The sequence below is a fragment of the Fervidicella metallireducens AeB genome (assembly GCF_000601455.1).
Classification (GTDB): Bacteria; Bacillota; Clostridia; order Clostridiales; family Caloramatoraceae; genus Fervidicella; species Fervidicella metallireducens.
In genome coordinates this window covers 17,122-39,335 of record NZ_AZQP01000027.1, presented here as the reverse complement: position 1 = coordinate 39,335, position 22,214 = coordinate 17,122, and the positions used below count along the sequence as shown (strand labels likewise).

Genomic DNA, 22,214 nt, shown 5'->3' with positions numbered 1-22,214 from the left:
ATCAATTATTGTACTGGGGTATTTTTAGAATAACATAAACATGAGAGAGATTTTAGATAGATAGGTTGGGTTGTATAGAGTATTTTCTAAAAAAATTGCACAACAAAAAGACCAACAGGTATTGGATTTATAAAATGTTTCATTAGAATTGAACAACACAATGATACGATAGATAGAAGCCTTGAGAAATCAGGGCTTTTTTGCTTTGTAGTGCAAATAGACTTGGAGGCGAGGGGAATCTGATAGAAAAATTATCGCCAAAAGAAGGAAAATAGGTGGGTGTATAGAATAAGGTAAATAAGAGTTATTTTATTGGTAGGGGTTGTTTTATGATAACAGGTTTTTCCCTAATAATTATGACTAGTATAATTTATTTATTATATAAGCGATTATGTATGAATTATGAAAGTGATTTAAACAAAATAGCATATATAGCAGTAATAATTTTATTATTGGGAATAATTGAAGCAACAATTGCTATATATGCTGATTTAAGATGGAGTTATTTGCAAAGTCTGTATCAACAAAATGAATATTACAATGTAAAATTTTTAATTGTAGAGTATCCATTTATAAAAGATTATATAATAAATGGGGAATATTCAAAACAAGATTTTCTACAATTACTAAATAATTTTAAGTTAATTTCAATTGTCAATGTTGGTTTAGCTTTAACCGATTCAATTATAGGTGTTTTATTATTAAATAGTCAAAAACAAAATTATTAGGTAATTTAAGTGGAGTAGCTATTTGCTTTTTCATAATACCTTAAAAGAATTTAAAAGATAATGCTTTAAAAGCATGAAAGTTTAATAAAAAGGGGAAAGTTTAAATGAGTGATATATTAAGACAAAAGCTAATAAAGTTGAATATTTCAATGCCTTCTCCCGAGAAAACTGCACATATATTGACTACTGCTGCATCTGACGGCTACTGCTACGGGGGTCATGCTACTCAGATGAAGGTAGGAGGCGGTGCGATATATATACGAAATTATGGTGTCTACACTGATAATTGCCTTTTTTGGCTAAATAATGCTTCGAAAGGATCATTATTCCATGCATGGCAAATAGGTTATCGCTCTATAAAGACTTCTCTTGAAAATGAGCTCAATAGGCTGATAGAACATGAAAATTCTATTGGTTTTAATCTTGTAGCTTTGATTCCGATAGATGCATTTACGAAAGATGAAGTGGGCCCAGGCACGGTTTCATATTATGCCTTGTTTGAAAGGCGAGCTGAAAGCAAAAGTCCGCTTATGCCTGACAGATGGACACTTAAACCTGAAAGAATAATAACAGACGAAAATGTCAGTTGCCCTGTGATAGGATGTGACTTTGATGCTCCCCGAATGACTGCAGACGGATTAAATCTCAATAGCAGCAAGGACAAATTATCCAGTTACTTATGTCCAAGACACGGAATTTATATATCGCCTTCAACTTTCGAATATGAAGAACCTACTACATCGTTAATATGGCCTGAAGATAAAGAAACAGCACTTAGAATTTCAAAGTCGGGAAAGCGCACATGGAGCAGAATGGGCAGAGAAAGAGATGAAGATTCTTTGGTTTGGAATGTATTCCGTTTCTTAGAGCGAGAGAAGTTATTTAACAAAATTTTTGAGGATAACATAGCTGAAAAATCTACTCTTTTCTCATGGGGTTCTGTAGAAAAAGTAATATATTGGTCTGTCGATATAGAAAAAATGGCAGAATGGGAAGACTTAAAAGAAGCAAGGAGTTCGATTGGGGAAAATTGTTCATATGGATCTGAACCGGACATAATATTGGTATTTGAGAATATGATAGTAATTATTGAAGCAAAGCTTGATTCAACCTCTGTAACACCTGTTCCTTCGCAAATTCCTGCTTATTATAATGATAAAAAAGGTATATTCAAAAGAAGTCTTGAACATGTAGCAGGTAGTGATGGAATCGGTTATGAACTTATGAGGTATTTCTTGTTGGGAGAGACTTTGCGGGAACAGTTAAATAAAATAAATTTAGTAGTGGTTTCAATAACACAAGATGGTTTAGATGATGATTTGGTAAAGCGTGTAAATGATTGTATTCATATTGGTTTAGGAATATTTTATTATCACATGACATGGGGACAATTGTATTCTCTCATTGAGAAAATTGACATTGAAAATAAAGTCGATACGAGGATATTATTACGCTATTTAAAAGGAAAGACACTTGGATACGATGAAAAAGGAAAACTTCGTACTCTTTTGCCGTAAAGTTATTTTTCAAATTGCATCAGAAATTAATTGGTTTTACCCTACTGGATTTTAAAAGGGATCTTTGTCAATTGTTGGGGCGGGTATTCGATTAGAATGCCTGTCCTCTCTTATTTTTTGAACAAATTTGAAGGGAAATGAGCATTAATGTAGAAATAATTATATTAAAGTTAATGTAAATTAGGGTATCAAGACCTACATTTTATTTTTACAACCAATTGTGGTATGAATGGGTTTAAAAATCCCAAATTGAATTTTAGGTTAGGTGTATTAAGGTTTTCTTGGTATAGGGGTAAAATATGTTCTCACCTTTAGGTGGCAGGAACCATCGTTTTATTCACTAAATAATTTAATTATTTTTGTAAGATGGAAAAAACTAAGGGGTCGGTGAAACACCGAGTCCTTATAACTTTAAATAATTTTTTACTAAAGGAGCTAGAATTTGTAAGGGGTGAACGAAACGTTCAGTAGGGATAACTTGAAAAATATTAGAGCCTTTATTTGTTTAAGATACCCTCCGAATATTTTTAGGAAGGTATAGAAAATATATGGAATAAAGTAAAATAAAAAGATGTGTGAATCAGGTGATAGTAGAGCAGCAGTATTGGTGGCATAAGTAGAGGAGAGTATAAAACAATTAAAGCAGCCAGATAATATGGAAAATAAGTATTTTAAAATAAACAAAATTTATAAATTAAACTAATAAATAATATTAACAACAGATATAATTATATTTCTTTTAATAAGTAGGTGGGATTATAAATGGAGAATGATATTAAGCTATTATCAATTAATGAAATTATAAAAGAAAAATTTTTTATACCTTCATATCAGAGGGGGTATAGATGGGAAAAGCGTCAAGTGACAGAACTACTTGATGATATTTGGGAATTTTCTCAACAAGAAAGAAAAAAAGATGAATTCTATTGTCTGCAGCCTGTAGTGGTAACTAAAAAAGAAGATAAATGGGAGGTAATTGATGGGCAACAAAGATTAACTACAATTTATCTTATTCTATATTATTTAGGAAGAAAAAGATATGAGATAGAATTTGAGACAAGACCGAAAAGTAAAGAGTTTTTACAAAACATTGATGAATCAGATACTTCCAATATTGATTATTATTTTATAGGACAAGCATATAAAACCATAAGAGAATGGTTTGAATATAAGGAGAATGTTGAATCAGAATATACAATTAAGGACGAATTTAGCATTGCGTTAGGTAAGCTTACAAAAATAATTTGGTATGAAGTTAATGATGGTTCTAACCCAATAAATATTTTTACAAGACTTAATATTGGAAAAATTCAACTAACCAATGCAGAACTTATAAAAGCATTATTTTTACGAAAATCAAACTTTAACAATAGTAGCAATGATACTTTTAGGTTGAAACAAATAGAAATAGCAAGTGAGTGGGATAGAATTGAATATACCTTCAGAACGATGAGTTTTGGAGTTTTATAAATAAAGAATTTAATGATATTCCAACAAGAATAGAATATATATTTAATGCAATGTCAAAGAAAACTTCTAAAGATGATGAGTTTTTTACTTTTAGGTATTTTAATAAAAAATTGGAAGAACATAGTGTTGAAGAAATTTGGGATGAAGTAAAAGCTTATTTTTTGACATTTGAAGATTGGTTTAATGATAGGGAATTATTTCATCTTATAGGTTATCTTGTGACTTGTGGAGAAAGAATTGAGCAGCTGAAGGATGAAGCTGAAGGTAAAAGTAAGAAGGAGTTCAGAGAATATATCAATAAAAAAATTAGACAACATGTAAATTATAAAATTTCTGAATTGGATTATGAAAATAATTCAAATGAAATTAAAAAAGTTCTTTTGCTTTTTAATATAGAAACAATACTCAGAATGAAATCACATAGCTATCGATTTTCTTTTAATTTATATAAAAAAGGGAAATGGAGTATAGAACATATTCATGCTCAGAATGCTGATGGTTTAAGCACAGTTAGGCAATGGATGGCGTGGATAGAAGATCATATTAAGAGCTTAGAGAGGATTAATGTAAGTAAATATAAAGATTTAATTGAAAAAATGAAATCTATTAATGAAATTAATATAAATGCTGAGGTATTTAACAAGTTATTTGAAGAGGTTCAAAGTTGTTTTAAAGATCAATTAAGTGATGATATGCATTTAATTAATAATCTTACATTGATAGATCGAGATATAAACAGCAGACTAAGCAACTCATTTTTTGATGTAAAACGTGATATTATCATAGAAATGGATAAAAATGGGTATTTTATTCCACCATGTACAAGAAATGTGTTTTTAAAGTATTATAGTAAAAATGCATCACACTTGCATTTTTGGGGTCCTGAAGATAGGAAGGATTATTATGATGAAATTATATATACTTTACAAAAATATTTACCAATTCAATCAGAGGTGAGCAGCGATGCAAACAACTAAGTATACATTTTGGAAGCTAATAAATGAGTATAAAATAGAAATACCAATTATACAGAGGGACTATGCTCAAGGTAGAAATGTTGATAATATACCAGAAATAAGAAAGGAATTTCTTGAAAATATTTACAATGCATTAGTTAATGAAAAATATATACTGGATTTTGATTTTGTATATGGTTCTGTAGATGATAGAGAAGGAATAAAAGTATTATTGCCATTAGATGGGCAACAGAGATTAACCACACTTTTTTTATTACATTGGTATCTTGCTACCAAGGAAAATAAGATTAATGATATAAAGAATATACTTTCAAGATTTACATATGAAACTAGAATAAGTTCACGAGATTTTTGCCATTCTCTTGTAGAAAAAGGTGTTAAATTTGATTCAAGTAAAGAAAATGTAAAAATATCTGATTTGATAAAAGATGCTTATTGGTTTTATATGTCATGGATAAAAGATCCAACTGTAAAAGCAATGTTGACAATGCTTGATGATATTCATCTCAATTTTAAAGATGCTGAAGGATGCTTTGAAAAATTGATACGTAATATTGACTCAAATCCTTTAGTTACATTTAGATTTTTGGAACTTGAAAATTTTGGGTTAAATGATAACTTGTATATAAAAATGAATGCCAGAGGTAAAGCTTTAACGGATTTTGAAAACTTTAAAGCAAAATTTAATCAAATAGTGGGTGATTTGTTGCCAGAAAAGCTTTTTGATTTTTCTACAAAGATAGATAATAGCTGGGCAGATGTTTTTTGGAAGTATAATGAAGATAATGCTATTGATAATCCTTTTATGCGTTATATATATTTTATTACTGAAATGCTATATGTTGAGAGTCAAGATATACTACCAACAACAAATCCATTTTTATATAATGAAAATAATACCCCTGAAGTTAATTATGAACTGATAAAATCTGTATATAGCAGAAAAGAAAATATTGAATTTTTGATAGCTTCGCTTGATTTTTGGATAAAAATTTCAATGGAACCTGATGAATTTATTAATAGTATCTTTTCAGAAAAATATATGAAAGATAAGGTGGTTATTTTTGATGGTAAAAGTAATCTATGGAAACGGTGTTTATCAGGTGATTCTTTTGGAATAGCAGAAAAAATACTATTATATTCAATGATTAAACGTTGTATTTATTTAAATCAGTATAGCTACAGTGTGGATTTAGTGGAATACTTGAGGGTTATTCGAAACTTGTTAATTAGAGTACGACAAACAATCAATACTAGATATACAAGCAATTTGCGTTTTGACTTCATGAAAAGACAATTAAAAGATATTACTGAATTGTTAATACAAAATAAAAATGTATATAAAATATTAACAGAAAAAGGATTTAATATGCCTGGATTTAGTAAAGATTCTGTAGAGTCAGAAATAAAAAAAGCTATATTAATTGAAAAAAATATTGGCATTAAAGAAAAAATTCATAAATTAGAAGACAACCTATTATTTAAGGGGTGTATTGATAATATATTAGAAATAATTGAAGAATTTCCGGAAATAGATTTGGATTCGGTTATAACTGAAATTTGGTCCAATGAAAGTTCAATTATCACCAAGGCATTACTATCAATAGGAGATTATTCTGTTATTATAGGCTATAGTCAACTTGGTCCAAGAAAATACTTTGGAGGAGATGGAGAATGGAATATAATACTTACAAGAACTACAAGTGAATCGCAACGTATAAAAGAAATACTAAAGAAATTTATAAAGGAATATATTAACATAAAGGGAGTTACTTCAAAAGAAAAATTAGAGATTATGGTAAATAATTATTTAAATAATGCAAAAAGAGATTGGAGATATTACTTTATAAAATATAGTGGGTTTGTTAATAATAATAAAAATCTTTATGCATGGTTAAATGAATTTGAACTGAGAAAATTAAATGGAAATTCACTATTGGCGTATCATATAAATCCATATGTAAAGGTGGTAGCTTTAAAAATTGCAGATTCAAACATTTGCAATATTAATGATTGTTATGGTATATATGGGGATCTTAGTCCATTGAGATTGAAAAACAATGTAATTTTGGATTGCTTAAAAGAAGGTTGGAAAGTAAGGTTTCCTGAAAATTATATTTCAAAGAACAACAATAAGGAATTTAATTTAATAAATTTAATTGATAGTTCTAAAAATGAGTACTGGTTAAAAGAAACTGATGATAAGGATAGAGTTGAAATGGCTATTGATTTTATAAAATTAATGAATTAGAGCTATGAAGCTATAGAATTAAGAATTGTAAATCCTAAATAAGTATAAAATGCATTTATAATTAAAATATAAATTTCATTAATAAAATAATTTTTTTTAATACAATATTTGAATGGCTATATGAAATTTTCTCTGTAAATATCTTTCTATAAAAATATTTATGTAGATTTGCAAGCTGGAGTTTGGCATGCAATCCTTTATTACAATTTAATAAAAATGAATGTTATTTCAATAGTGCCCTTGGAAAAGGGCATTTATTCACTTTTAACGGACATTTGCTTTTCTCTAATGTAAATACACAACAGAGCGATTTAGATGTCATATTATTTATATTATGGGAGGTTTGTGAGATGGAGATGGATAATATTTATATAAATACAAAAAGACTTGTTATGCGTCAATTTCAGGATGATGACATTAATCAATATATATCAATAATGACAAATCCTAATGTTACACAATATCTTGGCAATAGAAAAAACAAAACTTCCGCTGAGGTGCTTGGTATAATGGAAAAGTTCAAGAAACTGTGGAGCGAGAATGGGTACGGTGTTTGGGCTGTTATTGAGAAAAGCTCTGGGAAAATTATTGGTCATTGCGGATATATGACCGTTGAAGAGTATGGAGAAGTTGAACTTTTGTATGCTTTTGACGAAAATTATTGGGGTAAAGGATTTGCAACTGAAGCAGCAAAGGCGGCAATTGAATATGCGTCATTACACTATAACTGGACAAAAATAATTGCGATGGCATACAGTGGAAACGCTGCATCAAATCACATACTTAAAAAACTTGGCTTTTGGTATGATAAGGAAATTACCTTGCATGGTGGTAGACTAAAATTGTATAGTTTTAACCTACCAAATGGTTATTAGTAGTTGTGTACATAGATATTGCTTCAAAAAAGACTGGTTTTTAAATAAAGGTAAAAAATCGAAAACAACAGCTTTACATTTAAGCATGGGTCTATGGGTGAATAGGATGGCACAATTCAATGTGTTGTCAAAGGATTGGAACCACTATATAAAATTGGGTTTACATGGAATGCTAATGGTTTAGAACGTTATATAACCCTACTATGGTACAATATAGTTTAAGGAAAATTTTACATAAATTTGAATACATGTATTTTTTAATTAATATTTTTATGGTACTCTTAATTTAGAATAATATTTTTTAATTCATATGGGGGTAGAAGTATGGTCAAAGTAGTGGTTAAAGAATGCGAAAGTTATGATTTAGAAAAGGTTATTGAAAAAATAAATAGTGGAATTGAACTTCTTGGGGGCTGGGATATTTTTGTTAAGCCTGGAATGAAGGTGCTACTTAAAGTAAATTTAATTGGACCTAAACTTCCTGAGTCTGCAGCAGTTACTCATTGTGAATTTGTAAGAGCTCTTATAAGAATTTTAAAACAAAGAGGTTGTACGGTGTGGATAGGTGATAGCGCCGGCGGAGCAATTGCAGGTATAGCTCCAACAACAAAAAGCTTTGAAATATCCGGTTTGAAAAAAGTTGCAGAAGAAGAAAAAGCAGAAATTAAGAACTTTGATAAAGAAGGTACAGTTGATACAGGGACTGGACACTATGCTATTGATAGACTTTACTTAGCAAAACCTCTTTTTGATGCAGATTTTATAATTAATGTTCCAAAACTCAAAACTCACTCTGGCTGTATTTATACTGGTGCAGTAAAAAATGTTTTTGGGTGCATTCAAGGACTAAGAAAAGCTGAATATCATAAGGCTGCCCCAAATCCAAAGGAATTTGGCAATGTATTAGTTGATATACACCAAACTGTAAAAATAGGGCTTCATATTATGGATGGAATTACCGCAATGGAAGGTGAAGGCCCTACTGCCGGAAGTATATATAACGCAAATAAAATACTTATTAGTACGGATCCATTGGCGCTTGATACTGTGGCAATAAATATGATTGGATTAGTTATAAAAGATATTCCAATACTTCAAGCCGCTATAGAAAGAAAACTTGGAGAGTCAAATAAAGATAATATTGAGATTTGCGGAGACTACTCCTCGTTGCCACTACTTAAAAATTATAAAATTCCAAAACGATTTAATTCAAAAAAGAAAAGTAATTATAATGCAGTAATTAAAGTTATTAATTTTTTAAAGACTAAGCCCAAAATTAATTTAAAAAAATGCGTAAAATGTAATACTTGTGTAGAAAGTTGTCCTATGCATGCAATTGATAAAACAACCAAAAATATTAATTATTCTAAGTGCATTGAATGTATGTGCTGCCATGAACTTTGCAGTTATAAGGCAGTTGAACTTAAAAGAGTAAACCCTATTGCAGGAATAATGACAAAATTGTATAAAGGAAATTATAAATAAGGTTTATACTTTAGGATTCTGATACTCAAATTCTACTTCAATGCGTATAAGTATTAATCTACTGACAAAACTCACGCTGAGTGCGTTGCGTTGAAAAAGAGAAAACAGCTTGTAAAACAGCGGTTTGGGGCAATTTAACCCTTTTTTCTTTGTTTGTTTCATGTTCCAGTAGACAAATAAAATGACAGTTGAAATTTTAACAAAAATTGTATTGACTTTAATATATTTGTATCATACAATTAAATTAAAGAGGTGATAAAATGAATGAAGATAAAATGATTAGATTAAGTCAAGAATCCTCTATCGAAATACAAAAAGATGGTAATAGATGTGTTGATGGGAAAAGCGAAATTGTAATTAGCGATAACTGCTGTGTTGATGAAGTGGGTGAAATGGTCCAAAAGCTTGTGAGGGTATTTCAACTATTTGAAAGAGATCAGATTAAAATATATGGTTTTACAAGCTCGCAGTGTTATTCTTTAATAGAAATTTTAAAAGCAGACAGATTAACAATGAATGAGCTAAGTGATAAGATGAATTTAGATTCAAGTACAATGACAAGAATTATAGATAAACTAGTTAGAGATGGTCTAATAAAAAGAGATAAAGACGAAGAGGATAGGAGAAAAGTCTTAGTTATGCTAACAGATAGAGGAAAAGAGGTAGCTAATATGTTGAATGATTCAGTTAATGAGTATTATAAGAAAATAATTTCTAATATACCGACAGGTAGAATAGATGAAGTCCTAAATGCTGTTTCTGTTTTACTAAAAGCGTTTGAAAAAGCTAACCCCAATTGCTGTTAATTTTTTTAATCAAAATTTTGTATCATACAAATTATGCTATATACAAATATAATTTAAAGGAGAGATTTTTATGTTAACCATCATAATTCAAATAATACAAAGCATATGGCATTACCTAAGTTCAGACTGGTATATTTTATTAATTGGAATTATTCTGGCTGTTGGAACAAGTGTATATGTAGATTCTAGTAAACTTAATAATTTGCTTACAAACAAAACGGTAGTGTCAATACCAGGGACTGTTGCCATTGGAGCACTAACCCCTTTATGTGCATGTGGGACTATGGCAGTTTTATTATCAATGTTTGTTTCAGCAATGCCTTGGGGTTCTATTATGGCGTTTTTAATTTCATCACCATTAACAAGCCCATCTGAATATATGTTTGAAACTGCTTTTTTCGGAAGCAAGTTCGCTACTGCAGTGCTAATATCTTCAATAGCACTGGGAACAATAGCGGGGTTTTTAGCTAATTTTATGGAAAAGAAAACAAATTTTTTTAAAGATCAGTTTAGATTAGTTTCAGGCAAAAGTGAGAGTTGCTGCACAAATAATAAAAAAGTAGTTATTAAAAAAATAGATTCAATGAAAATCAAAAGGAATACAGTTAACAATAAGGTATGTTGTAAAACTCAAAAGGCTGTTCAATTAAATGAGGTTTTTATAAAGAAATATAAGATTGATAAGTTAGCTAAGGAATTTGTTAATATTGGAGTTAAGAAGATATTGTTTTACTTCATTATTTTTATAGCAATAGGAAGAATGGTTGAAATAGTAATACCTCAAAGCTGGATAATGGCATTGTTTAGTGCTGACAAAGCTTACTCAATACCGCTTGCAGCAACAATTGGACTTCCTCTATATTTAAATGACTCATCAGCTATTCCACTTTTAAAATCTTTAATAAATTCAGGTGCAGGACAGGGTGTTGTTCTGGCATTTATAATAACAGGTAAAGCTACAGGAGTTCCAGTAATAGCGGGTATATCAACATTCCTAAAAAAGAGGGCCATTTTATTTTATATAGGGACGGTTTATATTGGTGGCATAATTGCAGGATATATATTTCAATTGATAGTGAAGTAGCAATACAGTATTTATCCAAAAACATAAGGGAATTTCCAAAAAATATTGTAAATTTATAAGAATTGCAGGAAAATAAAGATATGATAGAAATATTAAAGTTATAGAATGTTAAAATAAATCTTTAAAAATAGGAGGATTTTTATTATGGAATACAAATGTGGTTTGAATGTTGTTTTCGATGATATTTATGAAGCTTTTACTTCAGGATTTTCAGATTATATTATAAAATTTAGTTTGATAAAGGATGATTTTAAAGATAGATTTTTTGGACCGGAAGGTAATAGTTTAGATAATACATTTGTTGCATATGATGGTAAAAAGCCAATAGGGGTTATTCTGGGCGGTATAAAAGAATTTGATGGAGTCAAAACCATGAGATGTGGTGCATTAGCTGTCCGTCCTGAATATAGGAAAATGGGAGTAGCACAAAAATTATTCGAAATTCATAAAGAACAAGCTATACTGAATGGCTGTAAACAATTATTTTTAGAAGTAATAGCAGGAAACGATAGAGCAATAAATTTCTATAAAAAACAGGGGTATGAAAAGGTATATAATCTATCTTATTTTAGATTAGAAGATGTATCAAAGCTAAGTAAAAAAGTAAACGAAGCAATTTTAATTAAGCAAATTGATTATTCTGAGTTTGAAAATTTTTACAAGACAATAAAAGGAGTTCACATTAATTGGCAAAATGATATTGAATATATAAAAAATTCTAATAACAACACATATTTTGCAGCTTATACAAAAGGTAATAGTTTATTAATAGGTGTTTTATGCATTAATAATTTAGGTAAAATTAGCTTTATTTGGGTTGAAAACGATTATAGATGCAAAGGTATTGCATCATCTGTAATTAGTTTTGCTGTTAAAGAATTAAGCTTATCAAAGTTATTTATTAGTTTTCCTAATAATAGTCTTTTGGAAGGCTTTTTAAAGAAGGTTGGTTTTATGAAAGATAAAATATCACAATATGAAATGTTTTTATATCTATAAATAACAAGCTACCATATTATAGCAATGGCATATGTTGAAAACGCTCCGTCAAATCATATACTTAAAAAACTTAGCTTCAGATATGATAAGGAAATTACCTTTCATGGTGGTAAACTTAAATTGTATAGTCTTAACCTTTCTAAATGTAAAAATTGGGGCAAGTACACAAGTAGTTAATTTTCCTTGTGCAGAGTTTGTTTTGGATAGTAAATATGCTGGAGATGTTACATCATCTGTATTTGTTGATTATAGTCGGAGCCTTTTGGCTCTTTTCTTTTGAGACAAGTGAAGTAAAATGAATGAACATGAGAAACTTTTACATTTAAAGGCAATGTTTTATGAACTTACATATACTAAAGATTTAGATAAAATAAATAGGTATATTCGTGATAATGTTACTATAGCGCAGAACCAATTTTATAAGGTATATTAAGAATAAACGAACATATATATGAATTATAATAAAAAAATTATGATTAATATTGAGATTTTAAAAAGCTAAACTTAAATCAAAAATCTTTTATGATGGCTTATCGTTTAACTAGGTCAATAAAAAAGATACTGAAGGCAATCAATATTTTAGTGGACTGTAAAATCGAATTCCGGTGATTCACCTACAGATATCAATGGGGCAAATATGCTATACATATTATTCATAAAATATAAATTAAAATTTTTAAGGGGGGTTTTTATGTCAGAGAAACTAAGAGGTATGACAGAGATAATATTTAATATTACTTATTTATTCTTAATATGGCTAATGGTTATAAAAATGAAATTAAATAAAGAAAAATTACAATATAAACAGCAAAAAGTGGGTGAACATTTACTTTTAGCATTCTTTTTACTTGCTGTTGGAGATACAGGACACGTTGGATTTAGAGCATATGCATATATGTTGGGGGGAGTAGAAAAGTATTCAGCATTAGTTGGATATGGTGCCTTAGCAACAGCAATTACTGTAACATTATTTTATATTGTTTTTCTTTATGTTTGGAAATATAGATTTAACAAGGAGTTTGGAATATTTCATTATTTTTTAATAGCTTTAGGTATTATAAGAATAATTATTTTATTTTTACCTCAAAATAATTGGTCAAGTTTAAACCAGCCTAATATTTGGTCTCTTATTAGAAATATACCTCTTACAGTTCAGGGTTTAAGTGTTGCTTTTTTAATGTATATTGATGCTGAAAAAACTAAAGATATAACCTTTAGATGGATAAGTATAATGATTTTTATATCTTACGCCTGCTATATACCTGTAATACTTTTTAATAATATAAACCCTATGATAGGTTTATTGATGATACCAAAGACAATTGCATATCTTTTAGCGGGATATATAGGTTATAGGGGGGTATTTGTAAGTGGTAAAATAAAACCATGAGATTTTGGAAAAAACCAAGAACAATTTCCAGTAGACTATACATGAGTTGCTTTCTTGGATACAATAGAAATTATTGAGAGGGGCAGGAAATAGTAAAACTAATTGATATAGAGACATTGGTATTACAGAATGACAGCTTTATAATGAAAAGCTGCAGGAAGTATATTTAGATATGCTGTTTTAGGTAAATTACCTATAACAAATCCCTTTTTAATATATCAAGAAAGTGAAAAATGAACATAAGAAATGATTTAGGAACTTGAAATAATTAGGATTACTGTTGCTTAAAAGCAGTGATAATTGTTCTTCAAATGATGAATTATTTACTGAAAAATTAGTAACTTATTCATGTATTGGAACTATTTTTGCGAAAACATTAACTGATAGTTGTATAAGACAAATCCTGATTTTAAAAAGTTCTGTGCTAAGAATAATTTGGATTTCAAACCATATAACAATTTTGGGAAACAGGAAATAGAAGAAAGACAAAAATTATTGTATAACCTTTGTAAATTAATATGTGAAGTATAAAAATGTATTAAAGATTTAATTACATGGTTTTAATTCCCTGCCCTTTAATTGTTTACTCTAATCTTAATTTTTAGTATAATCTTGACAAAAGATTAAGTTTGGAGGACGAATTATGGAAAAATTAGATGATTTAAGGATGGAATTAGTTGAGGTTAGACAAGCTATAGATTTAGCTGAAACAGTATTAGAGGTTAAAGAGGATGCTAAAATTCGTCAACAGTTAGAGGAACTCAGAAAACAAGAAGCTATCCTAAGAAGTAGAATCATGGAGTGGAGTGTGTAACATGGGATTAAAAGAAAGCAAGAAGTTCGCAATAGGAAGCTTCCATGAAAACGGTGGAGGAAAATTTGAAATATTAGAAAGATGGTTTGATGAAAAAACTAACCAAGTAATGTTAAAATACAGATATTTAGGTGACGGTAGAATTGAAACTAATAAAGAAGCTAATGTGAATGCTTCTGAATGGAAGTGGAGAAAAGTCAGGGGTTTAGCAGGCAATCGAGCTGAATCTAGTCCCATAAAGGAAGAAGAAAGAGTTACAATGACACGGTTAGAAGAACGCTTAAATGATATTTACATAAAAATAGAAAATCTGTTTGTAGAAAACACAAATATAATTTCAGACATACATCATGAATTTGAAGAACACCGTAAAATATTGCATGAAATGATGCATACACTAGCAGTTCAGCAGAAGCAAATTGAACAGTTGGTTAATGATAGAAGCCTTATTAACAAATTATTAGAAAAAGTTTAATTTAAGTAAAATACCTGACATTTACAATGGTGTTGATTTTTCAACCTAAGGGATTTACTTTTATTGAAATGGATTATGGCTAATCAGATCATGCTTTAGTCTTAAATAGATTTACTAACAGCTTTAACTAATAAAGGAATTTGAAAACAGCCTTGCTATCCAGTTTAACGTTATAGTAAGGCATTTTTTTTATTAATTTATAAGTAACTTAAATATGCTATTGGACTGGCAAATGTGGGTATGTAATAACTTTGCTTAATGCTAAAGCTCTTATTCAAAAGAATATATTACCTGTACGAAAAGATAGAAAAATCCTCCGACAATTCAGAACCAAATCGATAGTTAGCTGCATTTATAGGATAGTATAAATTCTTTTTCATATACATCCAGCAAATTATACCGTCTCAATAGTGATAAGTCATTTTAATTGGATATAGTTTAAAAGGGTGGAAATAAACCACGCTTATTTTTTGAATATTTTCAGGAATACTTATTTTTATTTTGCAGATAAATATTTTAATGATTATAATATTTACAGAGGATATGCTTGTTTCACTAAACAATACAACAGGCTTTACCGTTACTATTTATCAAGTTAAGATAAATCTGCTGAAAGTATATTGGAAATGATAAGGGAACCATTTAAAACACACTTCCGTCCATGAATTTAAACCCAGAGCGCTTGGAAGACTATATGAAAATGTAAGGTGAGCTGGAATTTGTTAAAATGGCAGCAAAAAGGCGGCATCATAGATAAGAAAAGCCAGAACAGAATGTGCTTTTATGTAGCAAATAAATATAATGGAATTGAAAAACTGTTTGATGATACATAAAGTGTAGATATAATTTAATAGCAACAATTAACAATAACCAGTGGCATATACTGGAAGAAACAAGAGGGATTCAAATGATAAAGATATTAAACTACGAGGAAATAGACAAAAATAAAATACATGGAAGTTATGTTTTGATAGATGTTAGGAGTGAGGGAGAATACAGACAAGAGCATATTCCAAACTCCATAAACATTCCTTTGTTTAATGATGAGGATAGAAAGAAAATTGGGACTGTTTATGTTAATGAGAGCGTTGAAAAGGCAAAATATCTTGGTATCAAGGCAACATCTAAAAGGCTTCCAATGATTTTTAAAGAGGTCTCTGATTTGGATAAAAAATATGACCAACTAATATTTTATTGTGCAAGGGGAGGGATGAGAAGCAGTAGCATAGTATCACTTCTATCCTCCTTGGTATAAATGCAGTAAAACTTTCAAGTGGATATAAGGGATATAGAAAATATATAAATGAGATTTTACCTCAGACTATAAAAGATGTTAAATTTATAGTTCTTTATGGCAACACAGGTGTTGGAAAAACCAAGATATTGAAGGAGCTTGAAAAAAGGGGACATGATGTTTTAGACCTTGAAGGATACGCAAATCATCGTGGTTCTCTATTAGGAAGTGTTGGACTAGGTCAGCAAAATTCCCAAAAGATGTTTGAGTCATATATTTATGAAGCCATTAGAAAAAGGAAAACAAACACAATAGTTGTTGAGGGTGAGAGCAAAAGAATAGGGAAAATAATTATACCTGAGTATATCTTTTCTTCTATGGAAATTGGAATAAAAATAAAAGTCGATGCAGATATTGAAAAGAGAGTTAAAAACATAATTGAAGAGTATGTCACAAGAAATGATGACGAATTAATGAGAGCTTTAAATCTACTTAGAAAACATATGAGTGAAAAAAACATAGAAAGATATATAAATGAAATAAAATATAAAAACTATGAGCTTGTTGTTGAAGAGCTTATGACAAAATATTATGATCCACTATATAACTTCAAAAATAAAGAATTTGACTTTACAATAAGTGCAAATAATATAGACGATGCAGTAGATGAGATATCTAAAATATTAATAAAATTTTAAGCATGTATGAGCAGTTTGTTCAATTATGAATCGGTAGAAAATTATTCTATAAAAGAGATTTAATGCAGCAGACAAAAAATATTACTTCTAAAACAAAAAGGCGAAGTCTTGATGATATAGTAAAACAAATTTTTAGTTATTCTATTTAAAAATGTAGTCGAAAAAATTGATAAAAAATAAAATTTGAAAAATTTTTGTTTTTATCTTAAAATAAATTACAAACAAAGCTAAAGATAAATTAGATTTAGTAAGAATTCATTATAATTTTTGGAGGAAACAATATGTATAATTATGTTATTGTTGGTGCAGGATTTGCAGGATGTGTGTTAGCAGAGAGAATAGCAAATCTTTTAAATAAAAAAGTTTTAATAGTTGAAAAAAGAAATCATATAGGTGGAAATGCTTTTGATTATTTTAATGAGGATGGTATTTTAGTTCATAAATATGGTCCTCACATTTTCCATACAAATAATAAAGAAGTATGGGATTATATTTCTAATTTTACAGATTGGTATCATTATCAACATAAAGTATTAGCTTATGTTGATGGACAAACTGTTCCTATGCCAATAAACCTAGATACTATAAATATCCTTTATAATTTTAATTTTTCATCAGATGAGCTAAATAATTATTATGAAAATGCAAAATGCAACAAAAAGGAAATTCTAAATTCTGAGGATATGGTTATAACTAAAATAGGCGAAGAACTATATGAAAAATTCTTTAAAAATTATACAAAAAAACAATGGGATCTATATCCTTATGAACTAGAGCCGGAGGTTATAGCAAGAATACCAATAAGAAATAATAGAGATGGCAGATATTTTACAGATAAATACCAAGGTATGCCAAAATATGGATACACTAAGATTTTTGAAAATATGCTAAATAGTAAAAATATACATATATTATTAAATACAGATTTTAAAGATGTAATTGGTGATGTTGAATATGAAAATTTAATTTACACAGGGCCAATTGATTATTATTTTGATTATAAATATGGTAAATTACCATATAGATCATTAAGATTTGAATTTGAAACATTAGATTGTGTAAAATATCAAGAAGTAGGGACAGTTAATTATCCAAATGACTATGATTTTACTCGAATTACTGAGTTTAAACATTTAACTGGGCAAAAACATTATAAAACAACCATTGTAAGAGAATACCCATCTTCAGAAGGAGAACCTTTTTATCCAATTCCACAGAGGAAAAATACTGAACAATATAGGCTCTATGAAGAAGAAGCACAAAAACTTAAAAATGTATTTTTCATTGGAAGATTGGCCAATTATAAATATTATAATATGGACAAGGTAGTTGAAGAAGCACTAAAACTTTTCTATCAAAATATTAAATAGGCTGAAGTTTTGTTTAGATTTTGTGATCTTATTAAAAATTGCTAATATTAGCGGGTGGAAAACAAAAATTACATTAAATCTGTTATATATAAATTGACTATATGATATATAAAAATTATATTCTAAAAATATTATTAAATATTAAATTTTTGATATTAGAAAACTCTTAAAGGATGTAGGTAAAGAAGATGAAGGTGTTTAGAAAGATTTATGACTTTATACCTAAATATGCAATAAAACCATTGATTTTATGTGTAATAATTAATTTTTCAGTGTATTCAGGGGCCAGGTTGTTCTATAAGAATAGGGTATTTCATGATTTAACAACTAATTTAGATAATGGTATACCAGTAGTACCAATATTTATAGTATTCTATCTAGGAAGTTATCTATTTTGGATTTTTAATTATATTTTAATAAGTAAAATAAGCGAAGATAACTGTTATCGACTTGCTATTTCAGACATATTGGGAAAAATAACTTGTTTTGTTATTTATGTCACTTTTCCTACTACTAATATAAGGCCTGACTTAGCTTCAACTAATATTTTTGTGGACATGCTTAGATTTTTATATAGTGTAGATGCTGCAAATAATCTTTTTCCGTCCATTCATGTATTAGTTAGCTGGTATTGTTTTGCAGGCCTTAGAAATAATAAAACTATCCCTGTTTGGTATAGGTATTTTTCCTTATTTATGGCAGTCATGATAAGTATTTCAACCTTAACTACAAAACAACATGTTATAGCTGACGTTATTGCAGGAGTAGTGTTAGCTGAATTAACGTGGCAGTTTTCATTGCAGCTACAGCTTTATAAATTAAAAAAATTAATAAAACAGGAGGCATAAATGAAAGTTTTAACTATAGCAATTCCTTGCTACAATTCAGCATCTTATATGGAAAGGGCAATAGAGTCACTTTTAATAGGAAGTGATGATATTGAAATTTTAATTGTCAATGATGGTTCTAAAGATAATACTTCTCAAATAGCTGATGAGTATGAAAAAAAATATCCTAATATAATACGTGCAATTCACAAAGAAAATGGTGGCCATGGTGATGCTGTGAATACAGGATTAAAACATGCAACAGGTATGTATTATAAAGTTTTAGATAGTGATGATTGGTTTGACAAAAATAGTTTTATTAAAGTACTTGATGTACTTAGAAACATGATTAACAATTCTGAACCAGTGGATATGTTAATTACAAATTATGTGTATGAAAAATTGAGCATAGGTAAATCAACAAGCATTAACTATAAAGGTGCAATGCCTGAAGAAAAGGTCTTTACCTGGGATGATATAGGATTTCTAAAAATTAGTCAAAATATATTGATGCATTCTGCTATTTATCGAACGGAAGTCCTAAGAAGTTGTAATTTAGAGCTTCCTAAGCATACATTTTATGTTGATAATATTTTTGTTTTTAAACCACTACCCTATGTAAAAACATTGTATTATTTAAATGTAGATCTTTATAGATATTTCATTGGGAGAGAAGATCAGTCTGTTAATGAAAAAATAATGATAGGTCGTATTGATCAGCAAATAAGGGTAACAAAAATAATGATTGATAATTATGATCCTATAAAAATAGAAAGTAAAAAGCTTCGTAAATATATGACTCAATATTTAACTATGATGATGACCATAAGTACAGTACTATTATTAAAAGCTAATTCAGAAGAAAATATTAATAAAAAAGAAGAACTTTGGGATTATTTACGTACAAAAAATCAGAACCTATATGAAGAAGTAAATAGAACAATGTTAGGAAGATTAATGCAAATAAATACTTCATTAGGAAAGAAGATAATATTATCAGGTTATTCTTTATCAAGGAAAAAATTTGGATTTAATTAAATAAATTGATAATTCATAAGCAATGGAAACTATGACTTTAATAAGGGCAAAAAATATTTTGCCCCTTTTTTATTTATGTGTTTTATGCTGATGCAGACAGAGAAAATTAGATTTTTTTTTATATAAGAATGAAAAAACATACATATTTCAAAAGGCATACTTTGCAGGATTATTTCGGCGACTTTAATCATATCATATTTTGTTAAATAGATTATGTTACAACAATCCAAAAGCGATTACAAACATAAACGTGTAGAAAATACTTTATAATAATACGGACAAATTAATGAAGGTATCTTTATTTTTTATGGTTATAAGTAAATTAAACTATGGGGAATAAAAAAGAATAACGTAATTGGGTTTACTGTTTAATATTTAAATAAGAAGAAAAAAAGTATAATACAAACTTTATATAAAAGAAGATTTATCATGAAAAACCCAAGTAATATTATTTACTTTAGTTTAACTTTATGCAATAATTATAAGTTGTAGTAGAAAGTTTATTGTTGAAATTTGTAAAAATAACAACAATAAATAACCGGATAAAATTTATTGCAAAGTGAGGAGTAAAGTTATGAAGTTAGGATTTGACCCCAAAAAGTACTTGGAAGAACAGTCAAAGTATATTTTAGAAAGAGTAAACAATTATGACAAATTGTATCTTGAGTTTGGAGGTAAATTATTATTTGACCTTCATGCCAAAAGGGTTTTACCAGGATTTGATGAAAATGCCAAGATAAAACTTTTGCATAAACTTAAAGACAAGGTTGAAGTAATTATATGTGTATATGCAGGAGACATAGAAAGAAACAAAATCAGAGGAGATTTTGGAATCACCTATGATATGGATGTATTAAGATTAATAGATGATTTAAGATCATATGAGTTAGACATTAATAGTGTTGTAATAACAAGATATGATGGCCAGCCTGCAACTACTGTCTTTATGAACAAACTTGAGAGAAGAGGTATTAAAGTATATACACATAGAGCTACAAAGGGCTATCCTACAGATGTTGATACTATAGTTAGTGATGAAGGATATGGAAAGAATCCATACATTGAAACAACAAAACCAATAGTAGTAGTTACAGCACCAGGACCTGGAAGTGGTAAACTAGCTACTTGTTTGAATCAGCTTTATCATGAATATAAGAGAGGCAGGGTTGCTGGTTATTCAAAGTTTGAGACTTTCCCTGTATGGAATGTACCATTAAAGCATCCTTTGAATATTGCCTATGAAGCTGCAACTGTGGATCTTAAGGATGTTAACATGATTGACTCCTTTCACTTTGATGCATATAATAAAATAGCAGTTAACTATAATAGAGATATTGAAACTTTCCCAATATTAAAGAGAATCATTGAAAAGATAACAGGTGAAGAGTCAATATATAAATCTCCAACAGATATGGGTGTTAATAGAGTTGGATATGGAATAATTGATGATGAAGTGGTTAAAGAAGCTTCAAAACAAGAAATAATAAGAAGATATTTTAAAACTGGTTGTGAGTATAAAAAAGGATATATTGATAAAGAAACTTTTGAAAGATCAAAGTTAATAATGGAAGAGCTTAATTTAAAGGAAGAAGATAGAAAGGTTGTTATTCCAGCAAGAGAACATTCAGCAAAACTAAGAGAATTGTCAAGTAAAAATGAGATATGTCCTTGTGTTGCTCTGGAGCTGAATGATGGAACTATCATTAAGGGAAAAAGTTCAAGCCTTATGGATTCAACGGCAGCAGTGATTTTAAATGCAATTAAACATTTAGCTAATATATCTGACGAAATACATTTAATTTCACCAGTAATTTTAGAACCAATTATTAGTTTAAAAACTAAGACACTTGGCAGTAAGAGTACAGCTTTAGATTGTGAAGAGATTTTGATTGCCCTAAGTATATGTGCTGCAACTAATCCAACTGCCCAGGTTGCATTGGAAAAATTATCACTGCTTAAAGGATGCCAAGCACATTCAACTACCATAATAAGTAGAAATGATGAGCAAACATTTAGAAAGTTAGGAATAGATGTTACATGTGATCCGGAATATTCTTCAGATAATTTATATTATAATAGCTAAATAACAAATTACCTTACCTGCTACTAATTTTATGGTAGCAGGTTTTTTATTAAATTAATTAAATTTTATTTAGGTTTAAAATACTAAATATGG

20 protein-coding genes are annotated in these 22,214 nt (G+C 28.8%); all 20 read left to right on the top strand.

Translation table 11 applies throughout. The features are described 5' to 3' along the window. Nucleotides 1-356 precede the first annotated feature (356 nt). The 20 genes from Q428_RS09020 (at nucleotide 357) to Q428_RS08940 (ending at nucleotide 22,121) form a co-directional block, all read left to right on the top strand. Entirely contained in the window at nucleotides 357-728 is a 372-nt protein-coding gene (locus tag Q428_RS09020; protein WP_207639971.1) for a hypothetical protein, read from the top strand. Between the two features lie 104 nt (nucleotides 729-832). After that, on the top strand, nucleotides 833-2,245 hold the full coding sequence (locus Q428_RS09015; protein WP_035380202.1) for a hypothetical protein: 1,413 nt from the start codon (nucleotides 833-835) through the stop codon (nucleotides 2,243-2,245). Nucleotides 2,246-3,007: 762 nt separating this feature from the next. Continuing rightward, a complete protein-coding gene (locus Q428_RS14540; protein WP_051515080.1) occupies nucleotides 3,008-3,715 on the top strand; it encodes a DUF262 domain-containing protein in 708 nt (235 codons plus the stop codon). A gap of 50 nt (nucleotides 3,716-3,765) precedes the next feature. Next, the gene (locus Q428_RS14535; RefSeq protein WP_051515079.1) at nucleotides 3,766-4,692 is read left to right on the top strand and encodes a DUF1524 domain-containing protein; all 927 of its coding nucleotides are present in this window, start codon (nucleotides 3,766-3,768) and stop codon (nucleotides 4,690-4,692) included. Further along, complete coding sequence (locus Q428_RS09005; protein ID WP_035380200.1) at nucleotides 4,679-6,943, top strand: DUF262 domain-containing protein; 2,265 nt, start codon at nucleotides 4,679-4,681, stop codon at nucleotides 6,941-6,943. Before Q428_RS14535 ends, Q428_RS09005 begins: the two co-directional genes overlap by 14 nt. A gap of 350 nt (nucleotides 6,944-7,293) precedes the next feature. Next, nucleotides 7,294-7,818 carry a GNAT family N-acetyltransferase gene (locus Q428_RS09000; protein WP_051515078.1) on the top strand — a complete coding sequence of 175 codons (525 nt, stop codon included), beginning with the start codon at nucleotides 7,294-7,296 and terminating at the stop codon, nucleotides 7,816-7,818. Between the two features lie 324 nt (nucleotides 7,819-8,142). Then, nucleotides 8,143-9,303: a DUF362 domain-containing protein gene (locus Q428_RS08990; protein WP_051515077.1), complete on the top strand. Its 1,161-nt coding sequence runs from the start codon at nucleotides 8,143-8,145 to the stop codon at nucleotides 9,301-9,303. Nucleotides 9,304-9,578: 275 nt separating this feature from the next. Beyond that, nucleotides 9,579-10,109, top strand: a complete 531-nt coding sequence (locus Q428_RS08985) for a MarR family winged helix-turn-helix transcriptional regulator (RefSeq protein ID WP_201769271.1) — start codon at nucleotides 9,579-9,581, stop codon at nucleotides 10,107-10,109. Between the two features lie 70 nt (nucleotides 10,110-10,179). Then, nucleotides 10,180-11,193: a permease gene (locus Q428_RS08980; protein ID WP_035380196.1), complete on the top strand. Its 1,014-nt coding sequence runs from the start codon at nucleotides 10,180-10,182 to the stop codon at nucleotides 11,191-11,193. Nucleotides 11,194-11,337: 144 nt separating this feature from the next. After that, a complete protein-coding gene (locus tag Q428_RS08975) occupies nucleotides 11,338-12,192 on the top strand; it encodes a GNAT family N-acetyltransferase (RefSeq protein WP_201769270.1) in 855 nt (284 codons plus the stop codon). Nucleotides 12,193-12,274: 82 nt separating this feature from the next. Then, a complete protein-coding gene (locus Q428_RS15785) occupies nucleotides 12,275-12,472 on the top strand; it encodes a hypothetical protein (RefSeq protein ID WP_152539105.1) in 198 nt (65 codons plus the stop codon). A 411-nt stretch (nucleotides 12,473-12,883) separates the two neighbouring features. Then, nucleotides 12,884-13,582, top strand: coding sequence for a hypothetical protein (locus Q428_RS08970; RefSeq protein ID WP_035380192.1), 699 nt, complete (start codon nucleotides 12,884-12,886; stop codon nucleotides 13,580-13,582). Between the two features lie 643 nt (nucleotides 13,583-14,225). Further along, complete coding sequence (locus tag Q428_RS15430) at nucleotides 14,226-14,396, top strand: hypothetical protein (RefSeq protein ID WP_161633613.1); 171 nt, start codon at nucleotides 14,226-14,228, stop codon at nucleotides 14,394-14,396. Further along, nucleotides 14,389-14,871, top strand: coding sequence for a hypothetical protein (locus Q428_RS08965; protein WP_152539104.1), 483 nt, complete (start codon nucleotides 14,389-14,391; stop codon nucleotides 14,869-14,871). The genes Q428_RS15430 and Q428_RS08965 overlap by 8 nt, the downstream gene beginning before the upstream one ends. A gap of 907 nt (nucleotides 14,872-15,778) precedes the next feature. After that, on the top strand, nucleotides 15,779-16,126 hold the full coding sequence (locus tag Q428_RS14915; RefSeq protein ID WP_084478250.1) for a rhodanese-like domain-containing protein: 348 nt from the start codon (nucleotides 15,779-15,781) through the stop codon (nucleotides 16,124-16,126). Nucleotides 16,127-16,254: 128 nt separating this feature from the next. Next, complete coding sequence (locus Q428_RS14910) at nucleotides 16,255-16,803, top strand: tRNA 2-selenouridine(34) synthase MnmH (protein ID WP_084478248.1); 549 nt, start codon at nucleotides 16,255-16,257, stop codon at nucleotides 16,801-16,803. A 281-nt stretch (nucleotides 16,804-17,084) separates the two neighbouring features. Beyond that, nucleotides 17,085-18,173, top strand: coding sequence for a UDP-galactopyranose mutase (glf, locus tag Q428_RS08955; RefSeq protein ID WP_035380188.1), 1,089 nt, complete (start codon nucleotides 17,085-17,087; stop codon nucleotides 18,171-18,173). 188 nt (nucleotides 18,174-18,361) lie between these two features. Beyond that, entirely contained in the window at nucleotides 18,362-19,021 is a 660-nt protein-coding gene (locus Q428_RS15730) for a phosphatase PAP2 family protein (RefSeq protein WP_035380186.1), read from the top strand. Further along, nucleotides 19,022-20,038 (top strand): glycosyltransferase family 2 protein, encoded by a 1,017-nt coding sequence (locus Q428_RS15725; RefSeq protein WP_035380184.1) that lies wholly within the window; start codon nucleotides 19,022-19,024, stop codon nucleotides 20,036-20,038. It abuts the gene before it with no gap. Between the two features lie 574 nt (nucleotides 20,039-20,612). After that, complete coding sequence (locus Q428_RS08940; RefSeq protein ID WP_035380182.1) at nucleotides 20,613-22,121, top strand: DUF1846 domain-containing protein; 1,509 nt, start codon at nucleotides 20,613-20,615, stop codon at nucleotides 22,119-22,121. Nucleotides 22,122-22,214 lie beyond the last annotated feature (93 nt).

Bases quoted from the DNA above. Each gene is read 5' to 3' on its own strand.
- Q428_RS09000 (WP_051515078.1), top strand. From the start codon at position 7,294: ATGGAGATGGATAATATTTATATAAATACAAAAAGACTTGTTATGCGT.
- glf (WP_035380188.1), top strand. From the start codon at position 17,085: ATGTATAATTATGTTATTGTTGGTGCAGGATTTGCAGGATGTGTGTTA.
- Q428_RS09015 (WP_035380202.1), top strand. From the start codon at position 833: ATGAGTGATATATTAAGACAAAAGCTAATAAAGTTGAATATTTCAATG.
- Q428_RS08985 (WP_201769271.1), top strand. From the start codon at position 9,579: ATGATTAGATTAAGTCAAGAATCCTCTATCGAAATACAAAAAGATGGT.
- Q428_RS08970 (WP_035380192.1), top strand. From the start codon at position 12,884: ATGTCAGAGAAACTAAGAGGTATGACAGAGATAATATTTAATATTACT.
- Q428_RS15730 (WP_035380186.1), top strand. From the start codon at position 18,362: ATGAAGGTGTTTAGAAAGATTTATGACTTTATACCTAAATATGCAATA.
- Q428_RS08975 (WP_201769270.1), top strand. From the start codon at position 11,338: ATGGAATACAAATGTGGTTTGAATGTTGTTTTCGATGATATTTATGAA.
- Q428_RS14535 (WP_051515079.1), top strand. From the start codon at position 3,766: ATGTCAAAGAAAACTTCTAAAGATGATGAGTTTTTTACTTTTAGGTAT.
- Q428_RS14540 (WP_051515080.1), top strand. From the start codon at position 3,008: ATGGAGAATGATATTAAGCTATTATCAATTAATGAAATTATAAAAGAA.
- Q428_RS14915 (WP_084478250.1), top strand. From the start codon at position 15,779: ATGATAAAGATATTAAACTACGAGGAAATAGACAAAAATAAAATACAT.
- Q428_RS15785 (WP_152539105.1), top strand. From the start codon at position 12,275: ATGATAAGGAAATTACCTTTCATGGTGGTAAACTTAAATTGTATAGTC.
- Q428_RS09020 (WP_207639971.1), top strand. From the start codon at position 357: ATGACTAGTATAATTTATTTATTATATAAGCGATTATGTATGAATTAT.
- Q428_RS08980 (WP_035380196.1), top strand. From the start codon at position 10,180: ATGTTAACCATCATAATTCAAATAATACAAAGCATATGGCATTACCTA.
- Q428_RS08940 (WP_035380182.1), top strand. From the start codon at position 20,613: ATGAAGTTAGGATTTGACCCCAAAAAGTACTTGGAAGAACAGTCAAAG.
- Q428_RS15430 (WP_161633613.1), top strand. From the start codon at position 14,226: ATGGAAAAATTAGATGATTTAAGGATGGAATTAGTTGAGGTTAGACAA.
- Q428_RS08990 (WP_051515077.1), top strand. From the start codon at position 8,143: ATGGTCAAAGTAGTGGTTAAAGAATGCGAAAGTTATGATTTAGAAAAG.
- Q428_RS09005 (WP_035380200.1), top strand. From the start codon at position 4,679: ATGCAAACAACTAAGTATACATTTTGGAAGCTAATAAATGAGTATAAA.
- Q428_RS15725 (WP_035380184.1), top strand. From the start codon at position 19,022: ATGAAAGTTTTAACTATAGCAATTCCTTGCTACAATTCAGCATCTTAT.